Raw genomic sequence first — 20433 nt, forward strand, 5'->3', positions numbered from 1 at the left:
GCCTCCCGGAGCGCCGACTCCCCCAGCACCCCCGGGAAGCCACGAACGCCGAGGAGGCGACCCGCCCGTGAACGCGGTCCACACCCGTACCCCCGCGCCGATTCCGAACCCCAGCCCCAGCGCGGAGCCAGGCCCGGCCCCCGACCCCGCGCCGGCGGCGGGAGGACAGGCGGCCGGAGCCCCCGCCGCAGGAGCCCCCGCCGCGGGAGCCCCCACCGCCCCCGCCGCCGCTCCCGGCGCGCTGAGCCACGAGGCCCGCAACCTCCAGTGGCTGCTGCGCGATTTCATCGACGAGGTCCCCGGCGCCCGCTCCGTCGCGGTGGTCTCCTCCGACGGCCTGCTGCTGCTCGCCGCCGACGCCGGCCGGGCGCCGGGCCCGCAGCCGGGCGCCGCTCCCGCCTCCGGCACTCCCGCCTCCGGCGCCCTCCCCTCCGGCGCCCCCGCCACCCCCGGCGGACCGCCCGCCCAGGTGGGGGAGGCCCGCCTCGACCTCGCCGCCGTCGTCTCCGGCCTCGCCTCCCTCACCGTCGGCGCGGCCAAGCTGATGGACGGCGGCCGGGTGCGGCAGACCACCGTCGCGATGGAGGGCGGCCTGCTCGTCGTGATGTCGATCAGCGACGGCTCGCTGCTCGGCGTGCACGCCGCGGCCGACAGCGACATCACCGTGATCGCGTACCACATGGCCCTGTTCGTCTCCCGGGCCGGCCATGTGCTCACCCCCGCGCTGCGCGGTGAACTACGGCAGGCCATGGAGACGTCCGGCTGATGACCTCGCTGCGCTACGCCCTCGCGCCGGCCGCCGAACCGTTCCAGGGACCCCCGCAGGCCCCGGCGCCGGCCCCCGGCGGCCCCGCCACGCCGCCGCCCGGCCGCAGGCTCCCGCGGCGCCCGCACCGCGCACCGCGCCGTCCGCGCCGCCCGCGCCTCCCGAACCGCTCTCCGGCACGGCCGCGCCCCGCCCCGCGCCGTCCTCCGGGCCGCCGCCCGGCGCGCTCCCCGCGCCCTTCTCCGGACCGGCCCGCACGCCGCTCACCGGGGCCGATGCACGTACCTCCAGGGTCCGGCCGTACTCTCTGACGGGCGGCCGGACCCGTACCGGGCACGAGCTGCCGGTCGAGACGTTCGTGATGACGATCGAGCGTCCGGGCGAGGAGCCCGCCCGCGCCGGAGGTGCGGGCGGCCGGGCCGAGCCGGCTCCGGAGCTGCGCGAGATCGTCGACCTGTGCCGTGGCATGCGGTCGGTGGCCGAGATCTCCGCGCTGCTGCGGATACCGCTCGGCGTCGTCCGGGTGCTGGTCAGCGATCTGGCCGACCAGGGAAGGATTCGCGTGTTCGGGACCGGGCACGGGCCCGGCGGCCCCGACCGCGCGCTGCTGGAAAGGGTGCTCGATGGGCTTCGCAGGCTTTGACCGGCAGGAGGGCCTGCAGGACTGGCAGACCGACCCCGAGCGGGCGCCGGTCTCCACGAAGATCGTCGTGGCCGGCGGCTTCGGTGTGGGCAAGACCACCTTCGTCGGCGCGGTGTCCGAGATCTCCCCGCTGACCACCGAGGCGGTGATGACCAAGGCCAGCGAGGCGCTGGACGACCTGGCCGCCACGCCCGACAAGCAGACCACCACGGTCGCCATGGACTTCGGTCGCATCACCCTCGAACAGGACCTGGTGCTCTACGTGTTCGGCACGCCGGGCCAGCAGCGCTTCTGGTTCATGTGGGACGACCTCGTGCGCGGCGCGATAGGCGCGGTGGTGCTGGCCGACACCCGCAGGCTCGCCGACTGCTTCCCCGCGCTGGACTACTTCGAGGGCACCGGCCTGCCGTACACCGTCGCGGTCAACCAGTTCGAGGGCACACCGGAGTACACCGCGCAGGACGTGCGGGACGCCCTCGCCGTCCCCGAGCACATCCCGGTGCTGATCATCGACGCGCGCAAGCGCTACTCGGTGATCGAGGCGCTGCTGGCGCTGGTCGCCCACGCGATGGACGAGCAGCCGATCTGAGCCGCCCGGCCCCTTGGCCGCCGCCCGGCCGCCGGGCGCGCCCGCACTCCCCGGCCGCCGGGCGCGCGCGGGCCTCAGAGCTTCGTCGTCCCGATCGGCGTCGGCAGCCGCGCCGACTTCGGCACGGAGTGCGGCTGGTAGTGCGTCAGCGACGCCGCGCCCATGTCGGGGCGGACCGCGCCGAGCACCGGGTTCGCGGCGATCGGTGAGACCTTGACCACCGAGCCGGGCCGCGGCGCCTGGATGACCAGCCCGTCGCCGATGTAGAGGGCCACGTGGGTGGCCTTGGCGAAGTAGACCACCAGGTCGCCCGGGCGCAACAGCACCAGCGGCACGTGCGGCAGCCGCGCCCACTGCTCCTGGCTGGTGCGCGGCACCACCGTCCCGGCGTGCGCCCACGCCTGCGAGGTCAGGCCCGAGCAGTCGAACGCGTTCGGACCGGCCGCGCCCCACACGTACGGCTTGCCGAGCTGCTCGAAGGCGAAGTCCAGCGCCCGCGCGCCGACCGCGGAGGGGGAGCGCAGCGCCGGGTCGTCGCCGAGCGGCTTGGCGTCCATGAAGTCGCGCTGGGCCTGGTCCTCGCCCCGCTGCTCCAGTGTCTGCAGCTCCTGGACCTGCACGCCGGTCAGCCCGGACAGCGCCGCCTCGACCTGCCGCAGGCTGCTCTCGACCTGGTTCTTGCGCGCCGACTGCACCGCCTGGGCGTGCTGCGCCTTGTCCAGCGCCTGCTGCGCCTGGGTGTTGAGGGTGCTCAGCCGCCGCTCGCCGGCGCTCAGCTCGGCCAGCACGTCCTTCTGGTGCTGCGCGGACCGTTCGAGCACGTGCTGCCGGCCGAAGAAGTCCTGCGGGCTGCCGCCGTCGAGCAGCGCCAGATACGGCGACAGGCCGCCCTGCTGGTACATCCGGTTGGCCAGCAGCGCCACTTCGTCGCGGCTCGCGGCCACCTTCACCCGCTGCTGGGCGAGCTGCCGGTCCACCGTCCTGGCCTTGGCCCGCTGCTCGTCGGCCACCTGCTTCGCCTGGTCGTACGCCTCGGTGGCCGACTCCGTCTGCAGATACAGGCTCTGCAGCCGGGACAGCAGCGTGGTCAGCGGGACGGCGGGCTGCGGCGGCGGGTCGTAGGGCGCCGCCCCGGCCGCCGGCGCCAGCGCGCCCACGGCCAGCAGCACCCCCGCGCACAGCGCGCCCGTGCACGCCCACTGCCGCCTGCGTCGTACGTCCGCCATCCCTCGCCCACCTCCGTACTCGGGGGTAACGCCCCGGCGGGCTCGATGATGTCACGCTTCGTCATATTGTCGACACCCCCACTGGGGTGAATTGCGGGCGTACGACCCGGCCACCGCCCTCGGGGACCGGGCCGTACGCGTACCGGTGTCCTACCGGCTCGGCCGCGCGGGTTCGGCGCGCGGGCTCAGCCGAAGTAGGAGTGGAAGGTGGTGGAGAACTCCCAGTTGGAGAACCGGTCCCAGTTGATCGACCACGTCATCAGGCCGCGCAGTCCTGGCCAGGTGCCGTGGGTGGCGTAGCCGCCGCAGTCGGTCTTCTTGGTCAGGCAGTTCAGCGCCTGGTCGACCTGGGCGGGGGCGGTGTAGCCGTTGCCGGCGTTGACCGAGGCGGGCAGGCCGATGCCGACCTGGGAGGGGGCCAGCGCCGGGAACATGTTCGCGGTGTTGCCGGCCACCGGGAAGCCGGTGAGCAGCATGTCCGTCATCGCGATGTGGAAGTCCGCGCCGCCCATGGTGTGGTACTGGTTGTCCAGGCCCATGATCGGCCCGGAGTTGTAGTCCTGGACGTGCAGCAGCGTCAGGTCGTTGCGCAGCGCGTAGATCACCGGGAGGTACGCGCCGCACCGCGGGTCCTGGCCGCCCCACGGGCCCGAGCCGTAGTACTGGTAACCCATCTGCACGAAGAAGGTCTCCGGGGCCATCGTCAGCACGAAGCCGCTGCCGTACTTCGCCTTGAGCGACTTCAGCGCCGAGATCAGGTTGACGATCACCGGGGTGGTCGGGTTCTTGAAGTCGGTGTCTCCGGTGTTCAGCGAGAGCGAGTGGCCCTCGAAGTCGATGTCGACGCCGTCCAGGCCCCACTGGTCGATGATCGAGCCGACCGAGGAGACGAAGGCGTCGCGGGCCGCGGTGGTGGTCAGCTGGACCTCGCCGTTGGCGCCGCCGATCGACAGCAGCACCTTCTTGCCGGCCGCCTGCTTGGCCTTGATCGCGGCCTTGAAGTCCGCGTCGGACTCCACCGACGGGCACTCGCTCACCGAGCAGCGGTTGAAGTGGATCTGCCCGGAGGTGGGCGAGCTGGTCTCGCCGAAGGCCAGGTCGATGACGTCCCAGCTCGCCGGCACGTCGGCGAGCCTGGTGTAGCCCGAGCCGTTGGCGAAGGTCTCGTGCAGGTAGCCGACCAGCGCGTGGGCCGGCAGGCCGCCCCGGAGGGCGGGGAGGTCGGCGGCGAGGTGGGGGGCGAGGTCGGCGGGGAAGTGGGGGGTGAGGTCGGCGGGGTGGTGGTGCCGCCGCCCGGCCCCTGGAGCGAGATGTCGTCGGCGAGGTACGCCGGCTGGCCGTACCAGCCGTGCACGTACACCGACGCGGTGGTCTGGCCGGCGCCGGTGGTGAAGGAGACGCTGAGCGGGGCGTACCCGCCGCCGGTGCCGGGCGTCCAGGTGCTGGCGCCGCCGTCCACGCCGAGGTAGACGTAGCTGCCCTTGACCTGCGCGGTGAGGGTGTAGGCGGTGTTGGGCGCGACCGTGACGGTCTCCTTGCACTGGCCGGTGGCGCCGGCCGAAGGGGTGGCCTGGAGCGCGTAGGTGCCGCTGTGCGCCTGGCCGCTGACGACCGAGCTGCCGGCGTCGCAGGTCCAGCCGGCCAGCGTGCCGGTCTCGAAGCCGCCGTTGCTCAGGAGTTCGCCGGCGCTCGCGGCCGGCGCGAGCGCCACCAGGCCGCCGACGGCGACGGCGCCGGCGAGCGCGGCGGATGCGGCGACCAGGGATCTGCGGCGGACGGAGGATCTGGCGGGTCCGGGTGCGGTGAGCATGGGGGGATGCTCCTTCTGTCCAGAGGGCGCATGGGCATGCCAGAAGGACATGTCACCGCGCAGCAAACAGGTCCAGACCAATCGTGTCAACGGTCCGGACCAAGTCCGCGCGGGGCGGGGCGCGTCGAGGAGGTGCCGGGGCGCGCCGCGGCGTCGGACCGCGGGTCAGCGGGAAGGCCGGCGCGCGGCGGTCGGCCGGCGTGCGGCTGCCGGCCGGAGTGCGGCTGCCGGGCGGCGTGCGGCGGTCGGGCGGGTCAGGAGCGCTTGCTCCACGGCCAGCGGGGGCCGGGCGGGCGCTTGCCCTCGGGGTCGTAGACGAACACCCAGCGGGTGCGCCGGGACGGGCTCGGCTGCCGGTGGTAGACGTACGTCACGTCCGGCCGCCCGTCGTCGCCGGGGACGGGCACGGTGTACGAGCGCGGCGGCTGCCCGGTCATCCCCACGATGACCTCCAGCACCCGGCCGTCCAGCGGGCCCCCGACGAACTCCGTCTCCTCGTGTCGCACGCCCCCCACCCTGTCACGGCCCCCGCCGCCGCGCGCGGCCGGGCAACGGCGGCCGGGACCGTCTGCCCGGCCCGCCCGCCCGGCCGGGCTGGGCACGACGGAAGAGATCGGCCGCCCGGCGACCGGCTACCCTGCGGACATGAGCAGCGAGGCCCCCGCCTACCGGCGGATGAGCGTCGAGGCGCGCCGTGCGCAGCTCCTCACGGCCGCCGTCGACCTCTTCGGGCACCACAGGCCCGAGGACGTCTCGGTGGACGACGTGGCCGCCGCCGCGGGCGTCTCCCGGCCGCTGGTCTACCGCTACTTCCCCGGCGGCAAGCAGCAGTTGTACGAGGCCGCGGTCCAGGGCGCGGCACAGGAGCTGATCGGCCGGTTCGCGGTGCCGCCGGCCGGCGCGCCCACCGGGCGGCTGGCCGACGCACTGGGCCGCTACCTCGCCTACGTGGACGAGCACGCGCCCGCCTACGCCGCCCTGATGCGCGGCGCGAGCGCCGGCGGCCCGGACCGCACCGGGGCGATCGTCGACGACGTGCGCCGCAGGGCCGCCAAGGAGGTGCTGCGCCACCTGGGCGTGGCGCACCCGGGCCCGCGGCTGGCCACGATGGTCCGGTCCTGGATCGCCTCGGTCGAGGCGCACTCGCTGATGTGGCTGGACGACGGCAGGCAGCCGCCGCTGGCCGAGCTGCGGGACTGGCTGGTCGACCAGTTCACCGCGCTGCTGGTGGTCACCGCGACGCGCGACGAGGAGGCCGCCGCGGCGGCCGGGCGCGCGCTGGCGCAGGAGACCGGGGACAGCCCGGCCGGCGCGCTGGCCCGCCGCCTCGCACCGTTCCTGGCCGCCCAGGGCGCCCACCTGCTGGCCGCCCCGGCAGTCCCGGCGGTCCCGGATGCCTGAGCCCCGAGCTCCGGGGCCCTCAGCCCCGGGCTCCGGGCCCTGAGCCCCGGGCCCTGACCCCCGGAACCGTGGGCCGGGGGGGCTACGCCAGCAGCCCGGACGCCTTCCACAGCCGCCTGCTGGGCCCCTCGAACATCCCGATCTCCTCGAAGAAGTCCATCAGCCGCTTGGCCGACCGCAGCATCACGTCGCGCCGGTGCTCGCTGGCGCGGGCCGCCCGCACCGCCTCGTCCGGGTCCAGGCCCACCTCGGCGTAGACCCGCGGGCTGATCAGCGCGCGGGAGATGACCCGCGCCGCCTGGCCGCCCGAGGTGCGGGTCAGTGCGATCTCCCAGCGCGGCGCCGACCTCATCTGGCGGCGCAGCTCCTCGCGGGCGTACCGGATGTGCCGGGACTCCTCCACGACGTGGATGCGCGCGACGTTGGCGATCAGCGGCTGGACGCGCTCGTCCGGGAAGGTCAGCCGCTGCATCCAGTCGAGGATCTCCTCGGCCAGCAGGGTGCCGGTGAAGGAACCGGGCGTGGTGGACACGGTCTTCATCGCCCGGCCCAGCAGGTGGTCCAGGCGCGAGGGCCGGTAGGTGGGCGTGCCCATCTTCGTCACCGCGCGGGCGAACATCTTGGAGTGCCGGCACTCGTCGGCGATCTCGGTCAGCGCGTAGCGCACGTGCGCCGACGTCGGCTCCTGGTCGTAGGTGTGGCGCAGCAGCAGCTGCATCAGGATCGTCTCGAACCACACGCCGATCGAGCAGAGCGAGGCCACCTCGTGCCGGCTCAGCTCGATCCGCTGCTCCGGCGACATCCGCCGCCACAGCGGGGTGTCGTAGAGCGAGACGAGTTCCGGCGGCCAGAACCACTTGCCCTCCTCGAAGGGGGCGTCCCAGTCCAGCTCGGCGTCGGGGTCGAAGGAGTGCTTCGCGGACGCGGCGAGCAGCCGTTCCGCGGTCTTTTCGCGGTCGATCAGTACGGCGTCCATGCGGAAGATGCCTCCGGCGCAAGGGGGTTACCACGGGTACCCCCCTTATGAGACTCTGTGTCAACAAGCTCGTCAAGACCCCGGGAGCCGACCGATGTCCTCGCAAGGTCTGTACACGCAAGCACCGGACGAGTGGAGCTGGCAGGTGCCCGCGCACGGCGCCGCACGCTTCTCGTGGGAGTACGACGACGGCCGCGACCGGCTGCTGGCCCTGTACCAGAAGGGCAAGGACAAGCAGTGGGACGCCGTCCGCCGGATCGACTGGGACCTGGAGGTGGACCCGTACCAGCCCCTCGGCACCCCGGACGAGGCGATGGCGATCCACGGCACCCGCTACTGGGCCGCGATGAGCGAGGCCGAACGCGGCGTGCTGCGGCAGCACTACACCTCCTGGCAGTTCAGCCAGTTCCTGCACGGCGAGCAGGGCGCGATGGTGTGCGCGGCGCGGATCGTGGAGTCCGCGCCCGACCTGGACGCGAAGTTCTACTCCGCGACGCAGACCATGGACGAGGCCCGGCACGCCGAGATCTACGGCCGCTTCCTGCACGAGAAGATCGGGATGATCTACCCGGTCAACGACAACCTCCAGGCGCTGCTCGCCGACACCCTGCGCGACGCCCGCTGGGACATGCCCTACCTGGGCATGCAGGTGCTCATCGAGGGCCTGGCGCTGGCCGCCTTCGGGCTGATCCGGGACACCACCACCAAGCCGCTGCCCAAGCAGATCCTCGCCTACGTGATGCAGGACGAGGCCCGGCACGTCGCCTTCGGGCGGATGGCCCTGCGCGACTACTACAAGCAGCTCACCGACGCCGAACTGCGCGAGCGCGAGGAGTTCGTGATCGAGGGCTGCTACCTGATGCGCGACCGGCTGCGCGGCGCCGAGGTGCTGGAGAACTTCGGCGTGCCCGCGGCGGAGGCGGCCGAGCTGAGCGAGCGCTCGCCGTTCCTGCACATGTTCAGGAAGCTGCTGTTCAGCCGGATCGTGCCGTGCGTGAAGGACATCGGGCTGTGGGGCCCGCGGCTGCAGCAGGCGTACGTGGACATGGGCGTCCTCGACCTCGGCGACTCGAACCTGGACCTGCTGATGACCCAGGACGAGGAGGTCGCCGAGCGGCTGGACGCCGAGCGCTTCGCCGCCGAGGAGCAGGCCCGCGTGGCGGAGGTCGCCGACGCCGTCGCCGCGGGGGCAGGCGCGGAGGGGGCCTGAGCGTCCCCGCCCCGCTTCCTTCGCAGGTCCGCCGTGTCCTGATTCTGCAACAGCCGTCCGGCGCACGGGCCCGGACGGAACCGTAGTCTGGGCCGCCGCATCTATTCGTGCGCAGATCCGGTGAGCCGACCATCTCACCGGGTCCGCGCCAACGAGCGACGCGACGGACCGACACGGGCAGGCGGGGACACACATGGCGGGGCGGGGAACTCTCATCCGGATGAAGGCGGCACCCCAGTGGCTGGCGGTGAGCGCGGCGGTGGTCGTCGTGGTGCTGGCGGCGGTCGCCTCGGCGCTCTTCGCGTCGGGCTCCGGCGGCGCCGCCGCGGACGCCGGCGGCCCGGGCGGGCACGGCGCCGGCGTGGTCGGCGGGGCGGCCGGCGCCGGGGGTTCCGGCGGCTCCGACGGCAAGGGCGACTCCGGCGGCGGCACCCCGCCCACCCCCACACACCCCGCCGTCGACCCGGTGCCCGACTCGATCGTGCACGCCAGCGACAAGCCCGGCCAGGCCGTCAACATCACCATCGACGACGGCCCCGACCCGCAGTGGACGCCCCGGGTGCTCCAGGTGCTCAAGCAGCACCACGTGCACGCGACCTTCTGCATGATCGGCCCGCAGGCCGCGGCCCACCCGGAGCTGGTCAAGCGGGTCGTCGCCGAGGGCCACCGGCTGTGCGACCACACCGTGCACCACGACACGACGATGGACCACAAGCCGTTCGCGTACCAGCAGTCGGAGATCATGGACGCGCTGGCCATGATCGAGAAGGCGTCCGGCGGCGCCCGCGTCTACTACTACCGCGCGCCCGGCGGCGCCTTCACCCCGCCCAGCCGCGCGCTGGCCGCCCAGCACGGGATGCGCCCGCTGGGCTGGAACGTCGACACCAAGGACTTCGACCGCCCGGGCGTCCCGGCCATCATGGACACCCTCAAGGACGAGATCCACAACGGCCCGACGATCCTCTTCCACGACGGCGGCGGCGACCGCGCCCAGACCGTCCAGGCCCTCGACCAGTCGCTGACCTGGCTCAAGGGCCAGGGCTACGCCTTCGGCTTTCCCCGGGTCCGCTGACCGCCGGCTCCGGCGGGCTGAAGGCGCCAGAGGCCCCCGAGGCGCCGGGCGCGCCGGCCGCGTCCGGTGGGGCCGGCGCGGCCGGCGCCGCCGGGGAGTCCAGCACCGCCCGCATCACCTCCCGCGCGATCGGCGCCGCGTTGCCGCCGCCGGAGATGTCGGCCCGCACCGCCCCGGCGTCCTCGACCACCACGGCCACCGCGACCGCCGCCCGCGCCGCGCCCGGCGGCCTGGCGTAGCTGATGAACCACGCGTACGGCGTCCCCTCGTTGGCCTCGCCGTGCTGCGCGGTGCCGGTCTTGCCGCCCACCGCCGCGCCGGGGATCGCCGCGTTGCCGCCGGTCCCGTCGGCGACCGCGGCCTCCATCAGCTCCTGGAGCGCCCCCGCAGTCCGCGCGCTCACCGCCTGCCGCAGCACCTTCGGCCGGGTCGTCGCCACCGTCAGCCCGCTGTGGTCGGTGACCCGGTCCACCAGGTAGGGCGTCATCAGCCGGCCGCCGTCGCCGACCGCCGCGGCCACCATCGCCATCTGCAACGGGGTGGCCCGGGTGTCGAACTGGCCGATCGACGACAGCGCGGTCCGGTCCGCGGACATCGCGGTGTCCACCGTGCTGGCCGCCACCCGCGTCGGGATGCGCAGCCCCGCGTCGTTGAAGCCGAAGCGCTCGGCCTGCGCGGCCACCGCGCCGGGGCCGAGGTCGGCGCCGAGCTTGGCGAAGACCGTGTTGCACGAGATGCGGAACGCGTCGTAGACGCTCGCGTCCGCGCAGCCGCCCGACTCGTTGCCCAGCCGCACCGAGGTCCCCGGCAGCGGATACGGGTCGGGGGAGTCGGTCGGCGCGCGCAGGTCGGTGATCCGGCCGCGCTCCAGCCCCGCCGCCGCGGTCACCACCTTGAAGGTCGAACCCGGCGGGTACGTCTGCCGGATCGCCCGGTCCAGCATCGGCTGGTCCGGGTCCGAGGTCAGCCGCTGCCACGCCTCGGCGGCCTGCGGCCCGGCCCCGGCCAGCGCCGCCGGGTCGTACGACGGCGAGCTGACCAGCGCCAGGATCCGCCCGGTGGCCGGGTCGAGGGCGGCCACCGCGCCGCGCCGCCCGGCCAGCCCCGCGTACGCCGCGCGCTGCGCGTCCGGGTCGATCGTGGTGTGCACGTCGCCGCCGCGCTGCCGGGCCCGGGTCAGCTCGTGCCACAGCGGCTGCGAGGCGAGCCGGCCGTCCGTGCCGGACAGCACGCCGTCCTCGGTGCCCTCCAGCAGCGAGGCGCCGTAGACCTGCGAGGAGAAGCCGGTCACCGGCGCGTACAGCGGGCCGTCGGTGTACGTGCGGGCGTAGCGCAACTGGCCGCCGGTGGGCCGCGATCCGGTGATCCGCCGCCCGGCCGCGAAGATGTCGCCGCGCGGGTCGGCGAAACGGGCCACCGCGATCCGCCGGTTGGCCGGGTTGGCGTCGAACTCCCCGGCGCGCAGCACCTGGACGCGCACCGCGTTGGCCAGCAGCGCGAGCAGCAGGAGCAGGCAGAAGGCGGCGGCGTGCCGGATGCAGCGGTTCATCCCGCCCCGCCCTCCGGGCGGCGGGCCCGGTCGCTGGCGCGGATCAGCACCGCCACGATCAGCCAGTTGGTCACCACCGAGGAGCCGCCCTGGGCCAGGAACGGCATCGCCATGCCGGTCAGCGGGATCAGGTCCATCACGCCGCCGGTGATCACGAACACCTGGAGCGCCAGGATCGACGCGAGACCGGTCGCCAGCAGCCGGCCGAACGGGTCGCGCAGGGACAGCCCGGCCCGGAACCCGCGCTCCACCAGCAGCGCGTAGAGCAGCAGCAGCGCGCACAGCCCGGCCAGCCCCACCTCCTCGCCCGCCGTGGCCAGCACGAAGTCCGACTTGGCGGCGAAGCCGATGGTGTACGAGTAGCCCTGGCCGAGCCCGGCGCCGAGCACCCCGCCGCCGGCGAAGGAGAACAGCGACTGGGCCAGCTGGTTGGGACCGAGCCCGGCGTCCACGGTGGCGAACGGGTGCAGCCAGTCCTCCACCCGGGAGTGCACGTGCGGCTCCGCCGCGCCCACCGCCACCGCGCCGGCCGCCGCCAGCAGCAGCCCGACCGCGATCCACCCGGTGCGGCCGGTCGCCACGTAGAGCATCACCACGAACAGACAGAAGAACAGCAGCGAGGTGCCGAGGTCGCGCTCCAGCACCAGCACGCCGACGCTGAGCAGCCAGACCGCGAGCACCGGGCCCAGCACCCGCCCGGTGGGCAGTTGCAGCCGGCCCAGCCACGGGACCGCGCGCAGCCGGGCGATCCGCCGGCCCGCGTACGCCAGCGCCGCGCGGTTCGCCGACAAATGGCCGGCGAAGAACACCGCCAGCAGCACCTTCGCGAACTCGCCCGGCTGCAGCGAGAACCCCGCGATGCGCACCCAGATGCGGGCGCCGTTGACCGCCGGGAAGAGGATCGGGACCACCAGCAGGGCCAGCGCCAGCGTCCCGCACACGTAGGCGTACCGCGCCAGCACCCGGTGGTCGCGCAGCGCCAGGACGGCCAGCGCGAACAGCGCCACGCCCGTGGCCGACCAGACCAGCTGAGACGGCTCCGCGCGCGGGCCCAGCGACGGCTCCAGGTCCAGCCGGTAGATCAGCACCAGGCCGATCCCGTTGAGCAGCACCGCGATCGGCAGCAGCAGCGGGTCGGCGTAGCCCGCCCGGGCCCGCACCGCCAGATGCGCCACCAGCGCGAGGGCGGCGAGCCCGGCGCCGTAGCCGAGCGTGCCGGGCGGCACCGAACCGCTCCTGGCCAGCCCCACCTCGGCGTAGCCGTACACGCAGACCAGCACCGCGGCGGCGAGCAGCGACAGCTCGACGCCCCGGCGCCGGCCGGGCCGGGGCGCGGCCGCGGTCGGCGGGGAGGAGCGGGCGGCGCGGTCGCTGGCGTTGCGCTCATGGGCCGTCACGCTAGCAACCTGTGGGCGATATGTCCGTGAGGCCACCCCCGGCCGCGAGCGTCGGCCCCCGCCCGGCCCCCACCCGGCCCCGACCCGGCCCCCGCCTGGGCCCCGCCTTGGCCCCGCCCCGGCCGCACCTGGCCCACCGCCCGCCGCCCGTCGGCCGCGCGACGTAGGCTGGCGGCCGTGACCGTCGCGGAGGAACTCGCCGACCTGCCGTACGCCGACCTGCTGCGCCCGCACACCGGCCCGCTGGCCGTCGACGGCGACTACGACACCGTCCACTTCGACCGGCTGTCCTTCGAGGACGGCGAAGCGGCCGGCGGCTCGCGCTTCCTGGAGTCCGCCGTCACCGACTGCGTCTTCTCCGGCGTCAGCCTGCGCCGCTCGCGGTTCAACGACCTGTGGGCGTACGGCACCCGGCTGACCGGCGTCTCGCTCGCCGAGACCAACTGGGTGGACTCCGCGCTGGTCGGCTGCTCGCTGGCCGGCGTGGAGGCGTTCGGCGCGGTGCTGCGCCGGGTGGTGCTGCGCCGCTGCAAGCTCGACTCGGTCAACCTGCGCGGCGCCCAGCTGCACGACGTCGCCTTCGAGGACTGCGTGCTGCGCGACGTCGACCTCGGCGAGGCCGCGCTGAACGGCGTGACCTTCCCCGGCAGCCGGCTGGAGCGGGTCAAACTCGGCCGCGCCACGCTGAAGAAGGCCGACCTGCGCGGCGCGGTCGCGGTCGACCTGGCCGACGGCTACGACAGCCTGCGCGGCGCGCTGATCAGCTCCACCCAGCTCCTCGACCTCGCGCCCGCGCTCGCCGCGACCCTCGGCATCGTCGTCGAGGACGGCTGACCCTCCGCCCTCCGCGTCGTCGCGCGGCAGGCCCGCCCCGACCGACTTTCCGCCCCGACCGACCCTCGGCCCCGACCGACCCTCCGCGCCGGCCCGATCCGCGCGGAGCCTTTCACCCCTTTGGAGACTTCCCGTGAGCACCCTCTACGACATCCCGCTGCGCTCCCTCGACGGCAGCGCCACCTCGCTGGCCGACCACCGCGGCAAGGCCGTGCTGGTGGTCAACGTCGCCTCCCGCTGCGGCCTGACCCCGCAGTACGAGGGCCTGGAGCGGCTGCAGAAGCGCTACGGCGACCGCGGCTTCACCGTCGTCGGCGTCCCGTGCAACCAGTTCGGCGGCCAGGAGCCCGGCACCGCGGAGGAGATCGAGACCTTCTGCTCGACCACCTACGGCGTCACCTTCCCGATGCTGGAGAAGATCGAGGTGAACGGGCCCGGCCGGCACCCGCTCTACGCCGAGCTGACCGCGGTCGCCGACGCCGCCGGCGAGGCGGGCGACATCACCTGGAACTTCGAGAAGTTCCTGGTCTCGGCGGACGGCGCCGTGGTGGGCCGGTTCCGGCCGCGCACCGAGCCGGAGTCGGACGAGGTGACCGCCGCCATCGAGGCGCAGCTGCCGGCCTGATCCGAACCCCCGTCCGGCGCCCGCCGCCGCCCGGTCCTGCCCGGTGTGCCGCCGGCCGCCGGGACCGGGCGGCCGGCGGTGCGCATGTGACCCGCGTGACCCCGCGTGACCTGCGGTTCGTCCGGCGGAGCCGGGCCCGCTCTACGCCGTAGATGCGCGAACGCGCCATGGCAGAGACCGGCCGGTCGGTGGACATTGTCGCGGTCACCCGCCGCTGCGAAGCTCTGATTACCGCACCGAGCGAGGAAGGGACAGCGGCAGTGCAGGAGATCGAGTTCCGTAGCGGACACCTCTGTGTCGACACGGACCCTGCCCTGTGCGTTCCTTGCCAGGAGCGGTTGGATCGGCAACTCGCCTTGCTTCCCCGGGTATACGGCGAGTTGGAGGTTGCGCTCGTAACGGCGCCGGACTCCGGCGACCGAGTGACCGGCAGTGACCGGCCCGGCATCCCCCTGAACGGGCCGGCTGTCGAGGCGCGCGCCGCGATTCGAGGCACTCTCGCCTCCTGGGCCGATCTGATAGTCGAGGGCCGCACCGTCCGTCTCCCCCTGCGGACGGTGCCGGCCCTCGCAGCCTTCCTCCGCCGTCACCTCGGCTGGCTGGCCGTGCACCCGGCCGCCGACGACGCGGCGACGGAGATCGACGCACTGCTCCGGCGGGCCCTCGCAGTCAGCCGGGGCGGCCACGGACGACAGTTCGCGCTGGACCACTGCGGCGCCGCCTGACCGGCGCGCCGGGCCCGGGCGGACTGCCGCGCCGACCCCCGGACGCATCCACCCCGCCCCGAGCCCTCCGCCCCCGTCCTCGCGTCCTGGACGCCGCCGTCACAACCGCCCGCACCGCCGAAGGCAACGCACGGTCCGTAGAACGCCGTACGGCCCGCGAACCATCACGGGCCGTACGGAGGAGATCGAAGGAACAAGGGACAACAGCCGACCGGCCGGCCTGTCAGGCGGACACGGAACCGCCACCGGGGAACCACACCGACGGGTCGTCGGCCGCGACGGCCCCGGGGAACCACACGCTCGCCTGCGCGGGAGCGGCGCTCTGGGGGAACCACACATCGGCCTGCTGGGCGGTGGTGGAATCGCCGCCGGGGAACCACACGCCGGGCTGGTCGGCAGCGACGTTCCCAGGGAACCACACGGCGGGCGCGGCCGACTCGGCCGCGGCGGACGTGGTGGCGGAGGCCGGCGCCGACGCGTGACCGTCGGCGGCGACCGCTGCGGTGGTTCCGGCTGCCGATGACAGGATCAGAACCAGCGCGGCGACTGCGGACATGTGAGTCGTGTGCCGGATACGCGACATCGAAATCCTTAGTGGGACTGAGAAGGGGTAGTGCGCTCGCGAGGGCATGCAGCCACACTTAACTCCGCCAATGGTGGCAAAATCAGACAGTAGAAGACCAGGCTCCGCTTGTGCGCATCCACGCCATGGCGTGTATGCGAACGTCAAATCAAGCCATGGGCCGAAGCCAGTACGCCTGCCTGGAAGCGGCTTTCCGCCTGGAGATACCTCATGATCTCCGACACCAACCGACTCACAGTGCGCAGTGATACCCCTAGTTTGCGCGCGATCCGCTCGTCTGTCAGCCCGTTCGCGAGAAGTCGCATCGTCGTGCGGTGCTGCTCGGTCAGTTCGCCGTCGAGGTCGAAGCTCCCCGCCGACTTGGCCGAGTAGGGCACCGAGCGCAGCCAGCAGTCCTCGTACAGGGCGACGTAGGAGCGGACCAGGGCCGGTCCGCGGACCACCACGGCGGCGCCCGCCGGGTCCTCCGGATTGGCCAGCACCAGGGCGCTGTGCGAGTCGGCGATCAGCAGATCGAAAGGCACGTGGGACGCCAGTCTGACTTCCACGCCCGTGGTCGCCAGGTCGGAGAGATATTTACGCTGCCGTGGTGCGGAATTAATGCTCTGGCTGTAAATGGACCGTACCCGGATTCCGCGGTCGATGAGCCTTTTGTCTTCTTCCAGGGCGCCCGAGAGAATTTCGCTGGGCGGCAGCGGACCGGGATGCATCGAACCGATCGACTCGGTCACGGTGGCGTCGAAATCCTGCACGAACTGCCGCCGCCGGTCGTCCTGCGTGATGAGTTCCACCTCGATCTCGGCGGTCTCGCGCAGCACGGCGGGGCGGTAGCGGTCCATCAGCGACTCGGCCGCCTCCACGATCGCGGCCAGCTCGTCGCGCTGGGCCCGCAGCGCCTCGCGCTGCCGGGCGAGCAGCCCGATCAGCGCGGTGTCCGGCTCCACCGGGGTGACTTCCTCGGGCAGCCGGCCCGAGCGTATCAGTCCCAGCTCCTCCAGCTCGGCCCAGCCCGCCGCGGCCTCGGCCTCGGTCAGGCCCAGTCCGGCGACCGCCTTGTCCGGCGCCGTGGAGCCGCTGGCACGCAGCGCCTGGTAGAGCGCGAGCCCGGCATCCGCCGCGTCCGCCCCACCACTTCGCACAACACTGGCCACGGCTTCCCCCTTTCGTCACCGCTCGCGGACCCCGATCCGTGGTGCGGTTCCGCGACCGCCCCGAAACGACTTTAGCAACGGTTCTGGCGGCTGCCAGCAGTCGAGTCGGCGCCTGTCCCCAATAGGAGGGCGCGTTCAGGACACCGGGTGTCCGAAGACACCAAAGTGCCGATACGGTCATTGCGGTTTCCAGGCCCAGGACGCCGCATTCCCTCGCTCCCAGGACCATAATCGATCATCGGCGCCGGAGAAGCCAGCGTCAGGACCTACGGGGAGCGGACCACGGACGAGAAGGAGCGACCGGTGGCGCGGCGCCAAACCGCGCACGCGCCCGCGCGGGCGCCGCTGCCGGTGGTGCTGGTGGGAGCGGGCAAGGTCGCGCACGCCGCCCACCTGCGGGAGATCCGCGACCTGCCGGACGCGCTGCGACTGGCCGCGGTGGTGGAACACGACCCCGACCGCCTCGCCGCCGTGCGGGCCGGCTTCCCCGCGGCCGCGGTCTGCGCGGACCTGGCCGAGGCGGTGCGCGCCGGCGCGCGCGCCGCCCTGGTGTGCACGCCGTGGTGGACGCACGCTTCGGTGCTGGCCGCGTGCCTGGACCTCGGGCTGCCGGTGCTGTGCGAGAAGCCGGTCTCCCTCGACCTGGCCGAGATCGACGCGCTGATCGCCGCGGAGCGCGCGGCGGGCGTCCCGGTCGCGGCCGGCGACATGAAGCGGCACGACCCGGTCGTCGCCCTCTTCGTCGCGCACTGCCGGGAGCACCTGGACCGGGCCCGCCGGCTCGCCGTCGACATCCACGACCCGAACGCGCCGCACCAGGTGGCGCACCTGCTGCCGTACCAGCCGCCGCCGTTCGGCCCGCAGCCGCCGGCCGCGCGGCGGGCGCTGGCCGCGGCGCTGGGCCCGCAGGTCGGTCCCGGACAGCGCGAGGCGTACGCGCGCGGGCTCGGCGGCTCGCTGATCCACCAGGTCAACATCGTGCACGCGGCGCTGGCCGGCAGCGGCCTGGCGCTGGCCTGGCCTGCTGCACGCCGACAGGTGGGCCGGCGGCGACTCGGTCAGCTGCCGCTGGCGGCCCGACGACGCCTTCGTGGTGGACCTCGGCCACGCCCGGCTGCCGGCCCACCGGCGCTACCGCGAGGTGCTGGAGCTGACCGCGGCCGACTCGGTGGCCACCCTGACGCTGCCCTCGCCGTACGCCAGGGACGAGGCGGCGACGCTGACGGTGGAGACGTGGGACGCGGGCAGCGGCCTGGGCGCCCGCACGGTCCGCACCGCCGAGCCGGGGCACACCGGCTTCCGCCGCCAACTGCTGGCGTGGTCGCGCGCGCTGACCGGCGGCGGGCCGCCGCTGCCGGGCCTTGACGAGGTGCGCGCCGACGCGGCGGCCGTGCGCGAGGCGGCGCTGGCACTGGTCTGAGGCGGGGCGCGCGGACACGGCGGCAGCGGTGTGCGTGCCCGCGCGTACCCGGGGTAGCCGACCAGGCAGCAGAGCAGCGACTGCGGAGGTGAACGCCATGCTGATACTGGGACTGCTGCTCCTGGCCTGCACGGCCGCGTTCGTGGGGCTCGCCATCGCCGACAACCTCGGGGGCGGCGCCGACCACAACGTGACCGTGCTCGGACACCACATCGCCACCATGAACGGACTGGCGATCTTCTGCGCGGGCCTCGCCCTCGCGCTGATCTTCGGTCTGGGGCTGATGATGGCCCTGGGCGGCGCGGCGATGCGCCGCCGCAGGGGACGCCGTCTGCGCAGGGCGCGCAAGGACGTGGACGCCGTGGCCAGGGAGCGCGACGAACTGGCCGCCCGGCTCGACGCCATCCACGCCGAGCACGTGCGGGGCGGCGAGGGCGCGCAGGGCGCCGCGGTCGACGACCGGACGCTGGCCGCCGACCGGGAGGGCGCGTTCCGCGCCAACCAGGAGGCGGACCTGGCCGACGAGCGCCACATGGCCACGGCGGGCGGCGGCTCGACCGTCGACGGCCGGCCGGCCGACACCGCGGCGGACGCGGGGGAGGCCCCGAAACACCGCCACACCCGGCACCTGTTCGGGCACTGACGCCGGCACGGCGGCGCGTCCGCCCGCCGGCACACCGTGAACGCCCCGGCTCGGGGACCCCGCACGGGTCCCCGAGCCGGGGCGTGCGTGCGCCCGCCGCCCCCCGGGTCAGCCCTCGATGCGGTGCTGGGCCCAGAAGGACGTCAGGTCGATGCCGGGCGTCGCCCAGCGCTCGGGCGGCCCGCGGGGCGCGGGAGCGGGGCCCGGAGTGTGGCGGCGGCGTAAACTTCTCCCCATGGAGGAGGTGCCCGCCGTCGATCCGCACGCGCACCGGTCGGGTGCGCTCCTCGACCATCTCTCGCGCCGGATGCGGCTGCGCGCCGAGACCGTGCTCGCGCCGTTCGGGCTGCGCCCGCGCCACCTGGTCGCGCTGACCGTGCTGCGCGCCACGCCCGGCACCACCCAGCAGGCGCTGGCCGGCACCCTGATGATGGACGGCACGAACGTCGTCGGCCTGCTCAACGAGCTGGAGGCCGACCGGCTGATCGAGCGCCGGCGCTCCCCGGAGGACCGCCGGCGGCACATCGTGGAGCTGACCGCCCGCGGCGCGGCGACCCTCGCGGAGGCCGAGTCGGCGCTGGCCGGCGCCGAGGACGACGTGCTGGCCGCGCTCGGCCCCGAGCAGCGCGAGACGCTCTTCCAGCTGCTGCAGCTCGCCGTCGGCGGCCCGGAGTGCGCGGAAGTGGTGGCGGGGAACGCGTGCGCGGGCGATGCGTGCGCGGGCGACGAGCCGGAGGCCGCCGCGGCCCCCGGTCGCGTGGCCGCGGAGCCCTGCGTCGAGGCGCTCGTCGACGCGCACCTGCGTCAGGACGCCTGACCGCCCGGTCGTCCCCGTCCCGCCTTCCGGCGCCCGCCTCTCATCCTTCCGGCTTCGTTTCCGTGTTTTCGCAGGTCAGAGCACCCTCGCTCGGGGGTGCTCCGTGGTGTGCCCCGCAGTTGGCTGCCGTGCTATAAATGATTGACGGAGCACAAGCTATCTGTGAAGGGTTCGCCATGCCGCACCTGCTGCACATCGACTCGAGCATCAACGGTGAGGACTCGGTGAGCCGCAAGCTCACCGCGCGGGCCGCCGACGTGTGGCGCGCCGCCCACCCCGGCGGCACGGTCACCTACCGCGACCTGGGCGCGGAGCCGGTGCCGCACTTCGACACCGAGACGTGGAAGGCCCGCAACACCCCGGCGGAGCAGCACACCGCCGCGCAGGCGGAGTCGCTGGCGCTCAGCGAGCGGCTGATCGCCGAGGTCAAGGACGCGGACGCGGTGCTGCTCGGGCTGCCGCTCTACAACTTCGGGGCGCCCAGTTCGGTCAAGGCGTGGGTGGACCACCTGATCCTGCCCGGGCTCTCGCACGACCCGGCGAGCGGGAAGGGGCTGCTCGGCGAGCGCGAGTTCGTGGTCGTGGCCACGCGCGGCGGCGGGTACGGCGAGGGGACGCCGCGGGAGGGGTGGGAGCACGCGCAGGACTGGCTGCCGCACGGCATCTCGCTGACCGGACTGGAGCCGCGCTTCGTCACCGCCGAGCTGACGCTCGCGCGAGTCGTTCCCGCCATGGCGGAGCTGGTTCCGCTCGCGGAGAAGAGCCTGGCCGCCGCGGAGGCGGACATCGACGCGCTCTGGCCTCCGGCCCGGACCGCCTGACCTCCCCTCGACGCCGACCGCCGCGCCGGGCGCCGCGCTCCGGGGCGCGGGTGGTCGCCGACGTGGTGGGGTTGCTCGTGCCGTCCCCGGACCGCCGGCGGTGGGCGGCTGAGCGCGCAGTCGCCCGCGCCCCTGGGGCGGCCCGACGCCCGGCGTCACGGGGGACGCCCCCGGC

Annotated in this window: 20 protein-coding genes and 2 pseudogenes; 13 read left to right on the forward strand and 9 right to left on the reverse strand. The window is 74.3% G+C overall.

Features of this window, described 5'->3' with window-relative positions; translation table 11 throughout:
• The first annotated feature begins 241 nt into the window (after positions 1-241).
• The 3 genes and pseudogenes from VSR01_RS27055 to VSR01_RS27065 all read left to right on the forward strand — a co-directional run bounded on the left by VSR01_RS27055 (position 242) and on the right by VSR01_RS27065 (position 1998).
• Positions 242-766 carry a roadblock/LC7 domain-containing protein gene (locus VSR01_RS27055; RefSeq protein ID WP_326453844.1) on the forward strand — a complete coding sequence of 175 codons (525 nt, stop codon included), beginning with the start codon at positions 242-244 and terminating at the stop codon, positions 764-766.
• A gap of 241 nt (positions 767-1007) precedes the next feature.
• Positions 1008-1409: pseudogene (locus tag VSR01_RS27060) on the forward strand (DUF742 domain-containing protein); the annotation flags it as partial.
• Complete coding sequence (locus tag VSR01_RS27065) at positions 1390-1998, forward strand: GTP-binding protein (RefSeq protein ID WP_326451704.1); 609 nt, start codon at positions 1390-1392, stop codon at positions 1996-1998. The pseudogene VSR01_RS27060 and the gene VSR01_RS27065, both read left to right, overlap by 20 nt.
• A gap of 74 nt (positions 1999-2072) precedes the next feature.
• Here the strand turns inward: VSR01_RS27065 and VSR01_RS27070 are convergent, their stop codons facing one another.
• From VSR01_RS27070 to VSR01_RS27080, 3 genes and pseudogenes are all read right to left on the reverse strand, one after another.
• Positions 2073-3224 (reverse strand): C40 family peptidase, encoded by a 1152-nt coding sequence (locus VSR01_RS27070; protein WP_326451705.1) that lies wholly within the window; start codon positions 3222-3224, stop codon positions 2073-2075.
• Between the two features lie 185 nt (positions 3225-3409).
• Positions 3410-5034: pseudogene (locus VSR01_RS27075) on the reverse strand (chitinase).
• Positions 5035-5288: 254 nt separating this feature from the next.
• Positions 5289-5540 carry a hypothetical protein gene (locus tag VSR01_RS27080; protein ID WP_326451706.1) on the reverse strand — a complete coding sequence of 84 codons (252 nt, stop codon included), beginning with the start codon at positions 5538-5540 and terminating at the stop codon, positions 5289-5291.
• A gap of 139 nt (positions 5541-5679) precedes the next feature.
• On the opposite strand from VSR01_RS27080, the gene VSR01_RS27085 reads away from it, so the two are divergent.
• On the forward strand, positions 5680-6435 hold the full coding sequence (locus VSR01_RS27085) for a TetR/AcrR family transcriptional regulator (protein WP_326451707.1): 756 nt from the start codon (positions 5680-5682) through the stop codon (positions 6433-6435).
• Between the two features lie 82 nt (positions 6436-6517).
• Here VSR01_RS27085 and VSR01_RS27090 read toward each other — a convergent pair whose 3' ends face one another.
• Entirely contained in the window at positions 6518-7411 is an 894-nt protein-coding gene (locus VSR01_RS27090) for an AurF N-oxygenase family protein (RefSeq protein ID WP_326451708.1), read from the reverse strand.
• A 94-nt stretch (positions 7412-7505) separates the two neighbouring features.
• On the opposite strand from VSR01_RS27090, the gene VSR01_RS27095 reads away from it, so the two are divergent.
• Positions 7506-8621 (forward strand): ferritin-like domain-containing protein, encoded by a 1116-nt coding sequence (locus VSR01_RS27095; RefSeq protein ID WP_326451709.1) that lies wholly within the window; start codon positions 7506-7508, stop codon positions 8619-8621.
• 220 nt (positions 8622-8841) lie between these two features.
• Complete coding sequence (locus VSR01_RS27100; RefSeq protein ID WP_326451710.1) at positions 8842-9693, forward strand: polysaccharide deacetylase family protein; 852 nt, start codon at positions 8842-8844, stop codon at positions 9691-9693.
• Here VSR01_RS27100 and VSR01_RS27105 read toward each other — a convergent pair.
• Both VSR01_RS27105 and VSR01_RS27110 read right to left on the reverse strand, forming a co-directional pair.
• Complete coding sequence (locus VSR01_RS27105; RefSeq protein WP_326451711.1) at positions 9650-11242, reverse strand: penicillin-binding transpeptidase domain-containing protein; 1593 nt, start codon at positions 11240-11242, stop codon at positions 9650-9652. The genes VSR01_RS27100 and VSR01_RS27105 overlap by 44 nt on opposite strands.
• Positions 11239-12639: an FtsW/RodA/SpoVE family cell cycle protein gene (locus tag VSR01_RS27110; protein WP_326451712.1), complete on the reverse strand. Its 1401-nt coding sequence runs from the start codon at positions 12637-12639 to the stop codon at positions 11239-11241. The genes VSR01_RS27105 and VSR01_RS27110 overlap by 4 nt, the downstream gene beginning before the upstream one ends.
• Positions 12640-12816: 177 nt before the next feature.
• Here VSR01_RS27110 and VSR01_RS27115 point away from each other — a divergent pair, with 177 nt between their 5' ends.
• The 3 genes from VSR01_RS27115 (at position 12817) to VSR01_RS27125 (ending at position 14823) form a co-directional block, all read left to right on the forward strand.
• Positions 12817-13473, forward strand: coding sequence for a pentapeptide repeat-containing protein (locus VSR01_RS27115; RefSeq protein WP_326451713.1), 657 nt, complete (start codon positions 12817-12819; stop codon positions 13471-13473).
• A gap of 133 nt (positions 13474-13606) precedes the next feature.
• Positions 13607-14098: a glutathione peroxidase gene (locus VSR01_RS27120; RefSeq protein WP_326451714.1), complete on the forward strand. Its 492-nt coding sequence runs from the start codon at positions 13607-13609 to the stop codon at positions 14096-14098.
• Positions 14099-14250: 152 nt separating this feature from the next.
• Positions 14251-14823 carry a hypothetical protein gene (locus VSR01_RS27125; RefSeq protein ID WP_326451715.1) on the forward strand — a complete coding sequence of 191 codons (573 nt, stop codon included), beginning with the start codon at positions 14251-14253 and terminating at the stop codon, positions 14821-14823.
• Between the two features lie 223 nt (positions 14824-15046).
• Here VSR01_RS27125 and VSR01_RS27130 read toward each other — a convergent pair whose 3' ends face one another.
• Positions 15047-15379 (reverse strand): hypothetical protein, encoded by a 333-nt coding sequence (locus VSR01_RS27130; protein WP_326451716.1) that lies wholly within the window; start codon positions 15377-15379, stop codon positions 15047-15049.
• Between the two features lie 170 nt (positions 15380-15549).
• Positions 15550-16557, reverse strand: a complete 1008-nt coding sequence (locus tag VSR01_RS27135) for a helix-turn-helix transcriptional regulator (RefSeq protein ID WP_326451717.1) — start codon at positions 16555-16557, stop codon at positions 15550-15552.
• Positions 16558-16860: 303 nt separating this feature from the next.
• Here VSR01_RS27135 and VSR01_RS27140 point away from each other — a divergent pair, with 303 nt between their 5' ends.
• Both VSR01_RS27140 and VSR01_RS27145 read left to right on the forward strand, forming a co-directional pair.
• Positions 16861-17922 carry a Gfo/Idh/MocA family protein gene (locus VSR01_RS27140; RefSeq protein ID WP_326451718.1) on the forward strand — a complete coding sequence of 354 codons (1062 nt, stop codon included), beginning with the start codon at positions 16861-16863 and terminating at the stop codon, positions 17920-17922.
• Positions 17923-18074: 152 nt separating this feature from the next.
• On the forward strand, positions 18075-18620 hold the full coding sequence (locus tag VSR01_RS27145; RefSeq protein ID WP_326451719.1) for a hypothetical protein: 546 nt from the start codon (positions 18075-18077) through the stop codon (positions 18618-18620).
• 108 nt (positions 18621-18728) lie between these two features.
• Here VSR01_RS27145 and VSR01_RS27150 read toward each other — a convergent pair whose 3' ends face one another.
• A complete protein-coding gene (locus VSR01_RS27150) occupies positions 18729-18857 on the reverse strand; it encodes a hypothetical protein (RefSeq protein ID WP_326451720.1) in 129 nt (42 codons plus the stop codon).
• Here VSR01_RS27150 and VSR01_RS27155 point away from each other — a divergent pair.
• The gene (locus VSR01_RS27155; RefSeq protein WP_326451721.1) at positions 18856-19437 is read left to right on the forward strand and encodes a MarR family winged helix-turn-helix transcriptional regulator; all 582 of its coding nucleotides are present in this window, start codon (positions 18856-18858) and stop codon (positions 19435-19437) included. The two genes, VSR01_RS27150 and VSR01_RS27155, sit on opposite strands and share 2 nt — an antisense overlap.
• A 176-nt stretch (positions 19438-19613) precedes the next feature.
• Entirely contained in the window at positions 19614-20258 is a 645-nt protein-coding gene (locus VSR01_RS27160; protein WP_326451722.1) for an FMN-dependent NADH-azoreductase, read from the forward strand.
• Positions 20259-20433 lie beyond the last annotated feature (175 nt).

The organism is Actinacidiphila sp. DG2A-62, assembly GCF_035825295.1.
GTDB lineage: Bacteria > Actinomycetota > Actinomycetes > Streptomycetales > Streptomycetaceae > Actinacidiphila.

What these genes read in the sequence shown, in the direction of transcription:
- VSR01_RS27160 (WP_326451722.1), top strand. Translation starts at nt 19,614, where the DNA reads ATGCCGCACCTGCTGCACATCGACTCGAGCATCAACGGTGAGGACTCG.
- VSR01_RS27100 (WP_326451710.1), top strand. Translation starts at nt 8,842, where the DNA reads ATGAAGGCGGCACCCCAGTGGCTGGCGGTGAGCGCGGCGGTGGTCGTC.
- VSR01_RS27105 (WP_326451711.1), bottom strand. Translation starts at nt 11,242, where the DNA reads ATGAACCGCTGCATCCGGCACGCCGCCGCCTTCTGCCTGCTCCTGCTG.
- VSR01_RS27145 (WP_326451719.1), top strand. Translation starts at nt 18,075, where the DNA reads ATGCTGATACTGGGACTGCTGCTCCTGGCCTGCACGGCCGCGTTCGTG.
- VSR01_RS27090 (WP_326451708.1), bottom strand. Translation starts at nt 7,411, where the DNA reads ATGGACGCCGTACTGATCGACCGCGAAAAGACCGCGGAACGGCTGCTC.
- VSR01_RS27070 (WP_326451705.1), bottom strand. Translation starts at nt 3,224, where the DNA reads ATGGCGGACGTACGACGCAGGCGGCAGTGGGCGTGCACGGGCGCGCTG.
- VSR01_RS27150 (WP_326451720.1), bottom strand. Translation starts at nt 18,857, where the DNA reads ATGGGGAGAAGTTTACGCCGCCGCCACACTCCGGGCCCCGCTCCCGCG.
- VSR01_RS27130 (WP_326451716.1), bottom strand. Translation starts at nt 15,379, where the DNA reads ATGTCCGCAGTCGCCGCGCTGGTTCTGATCCTGTCATCGGCAGCCGGA.
- VSR01_RS27085 (WP_326451707.1), top strand. Translation starts at nt 5,680, where the DNA reads ATGAGCAGCGAGGCCCCCGCCTACCGGCGGATGAGCGTCGAGGCGCGC.
- VSR01_RS27125 (WP_326451715.1), top strand. Translation starts at nt 14,251, where the DNA reads ATGCGCGAACGCGCCATGGCAGAGACCGGCCGGTCGGTGGACATTGTC.
- VSR01_RS27095 (WP_326451709.1), top strand. Translation starts at nt 7,506, where the DNA reads ATGTCCTCGCAAGGTCTGTACACGCAAGCACCGGACGAGTGGAGCTGG.
- VSR01_RS27155 (WP_326451721.1), top strand. Translation starts at nt 18,856, where the DNA reads ATGGAGGAGGTGCCCGCCGTCGATCCGCACGCGCACCGGTCGGGTGCG.
- VSR01_RS27065 (WP_326451704.1), top strand. Translation starts at nt 1,390, where the DNA reads ATGGGCTTCGCAGGCTTTGACCGGCAGGAGGGCCTGCAGGACTGGCAG.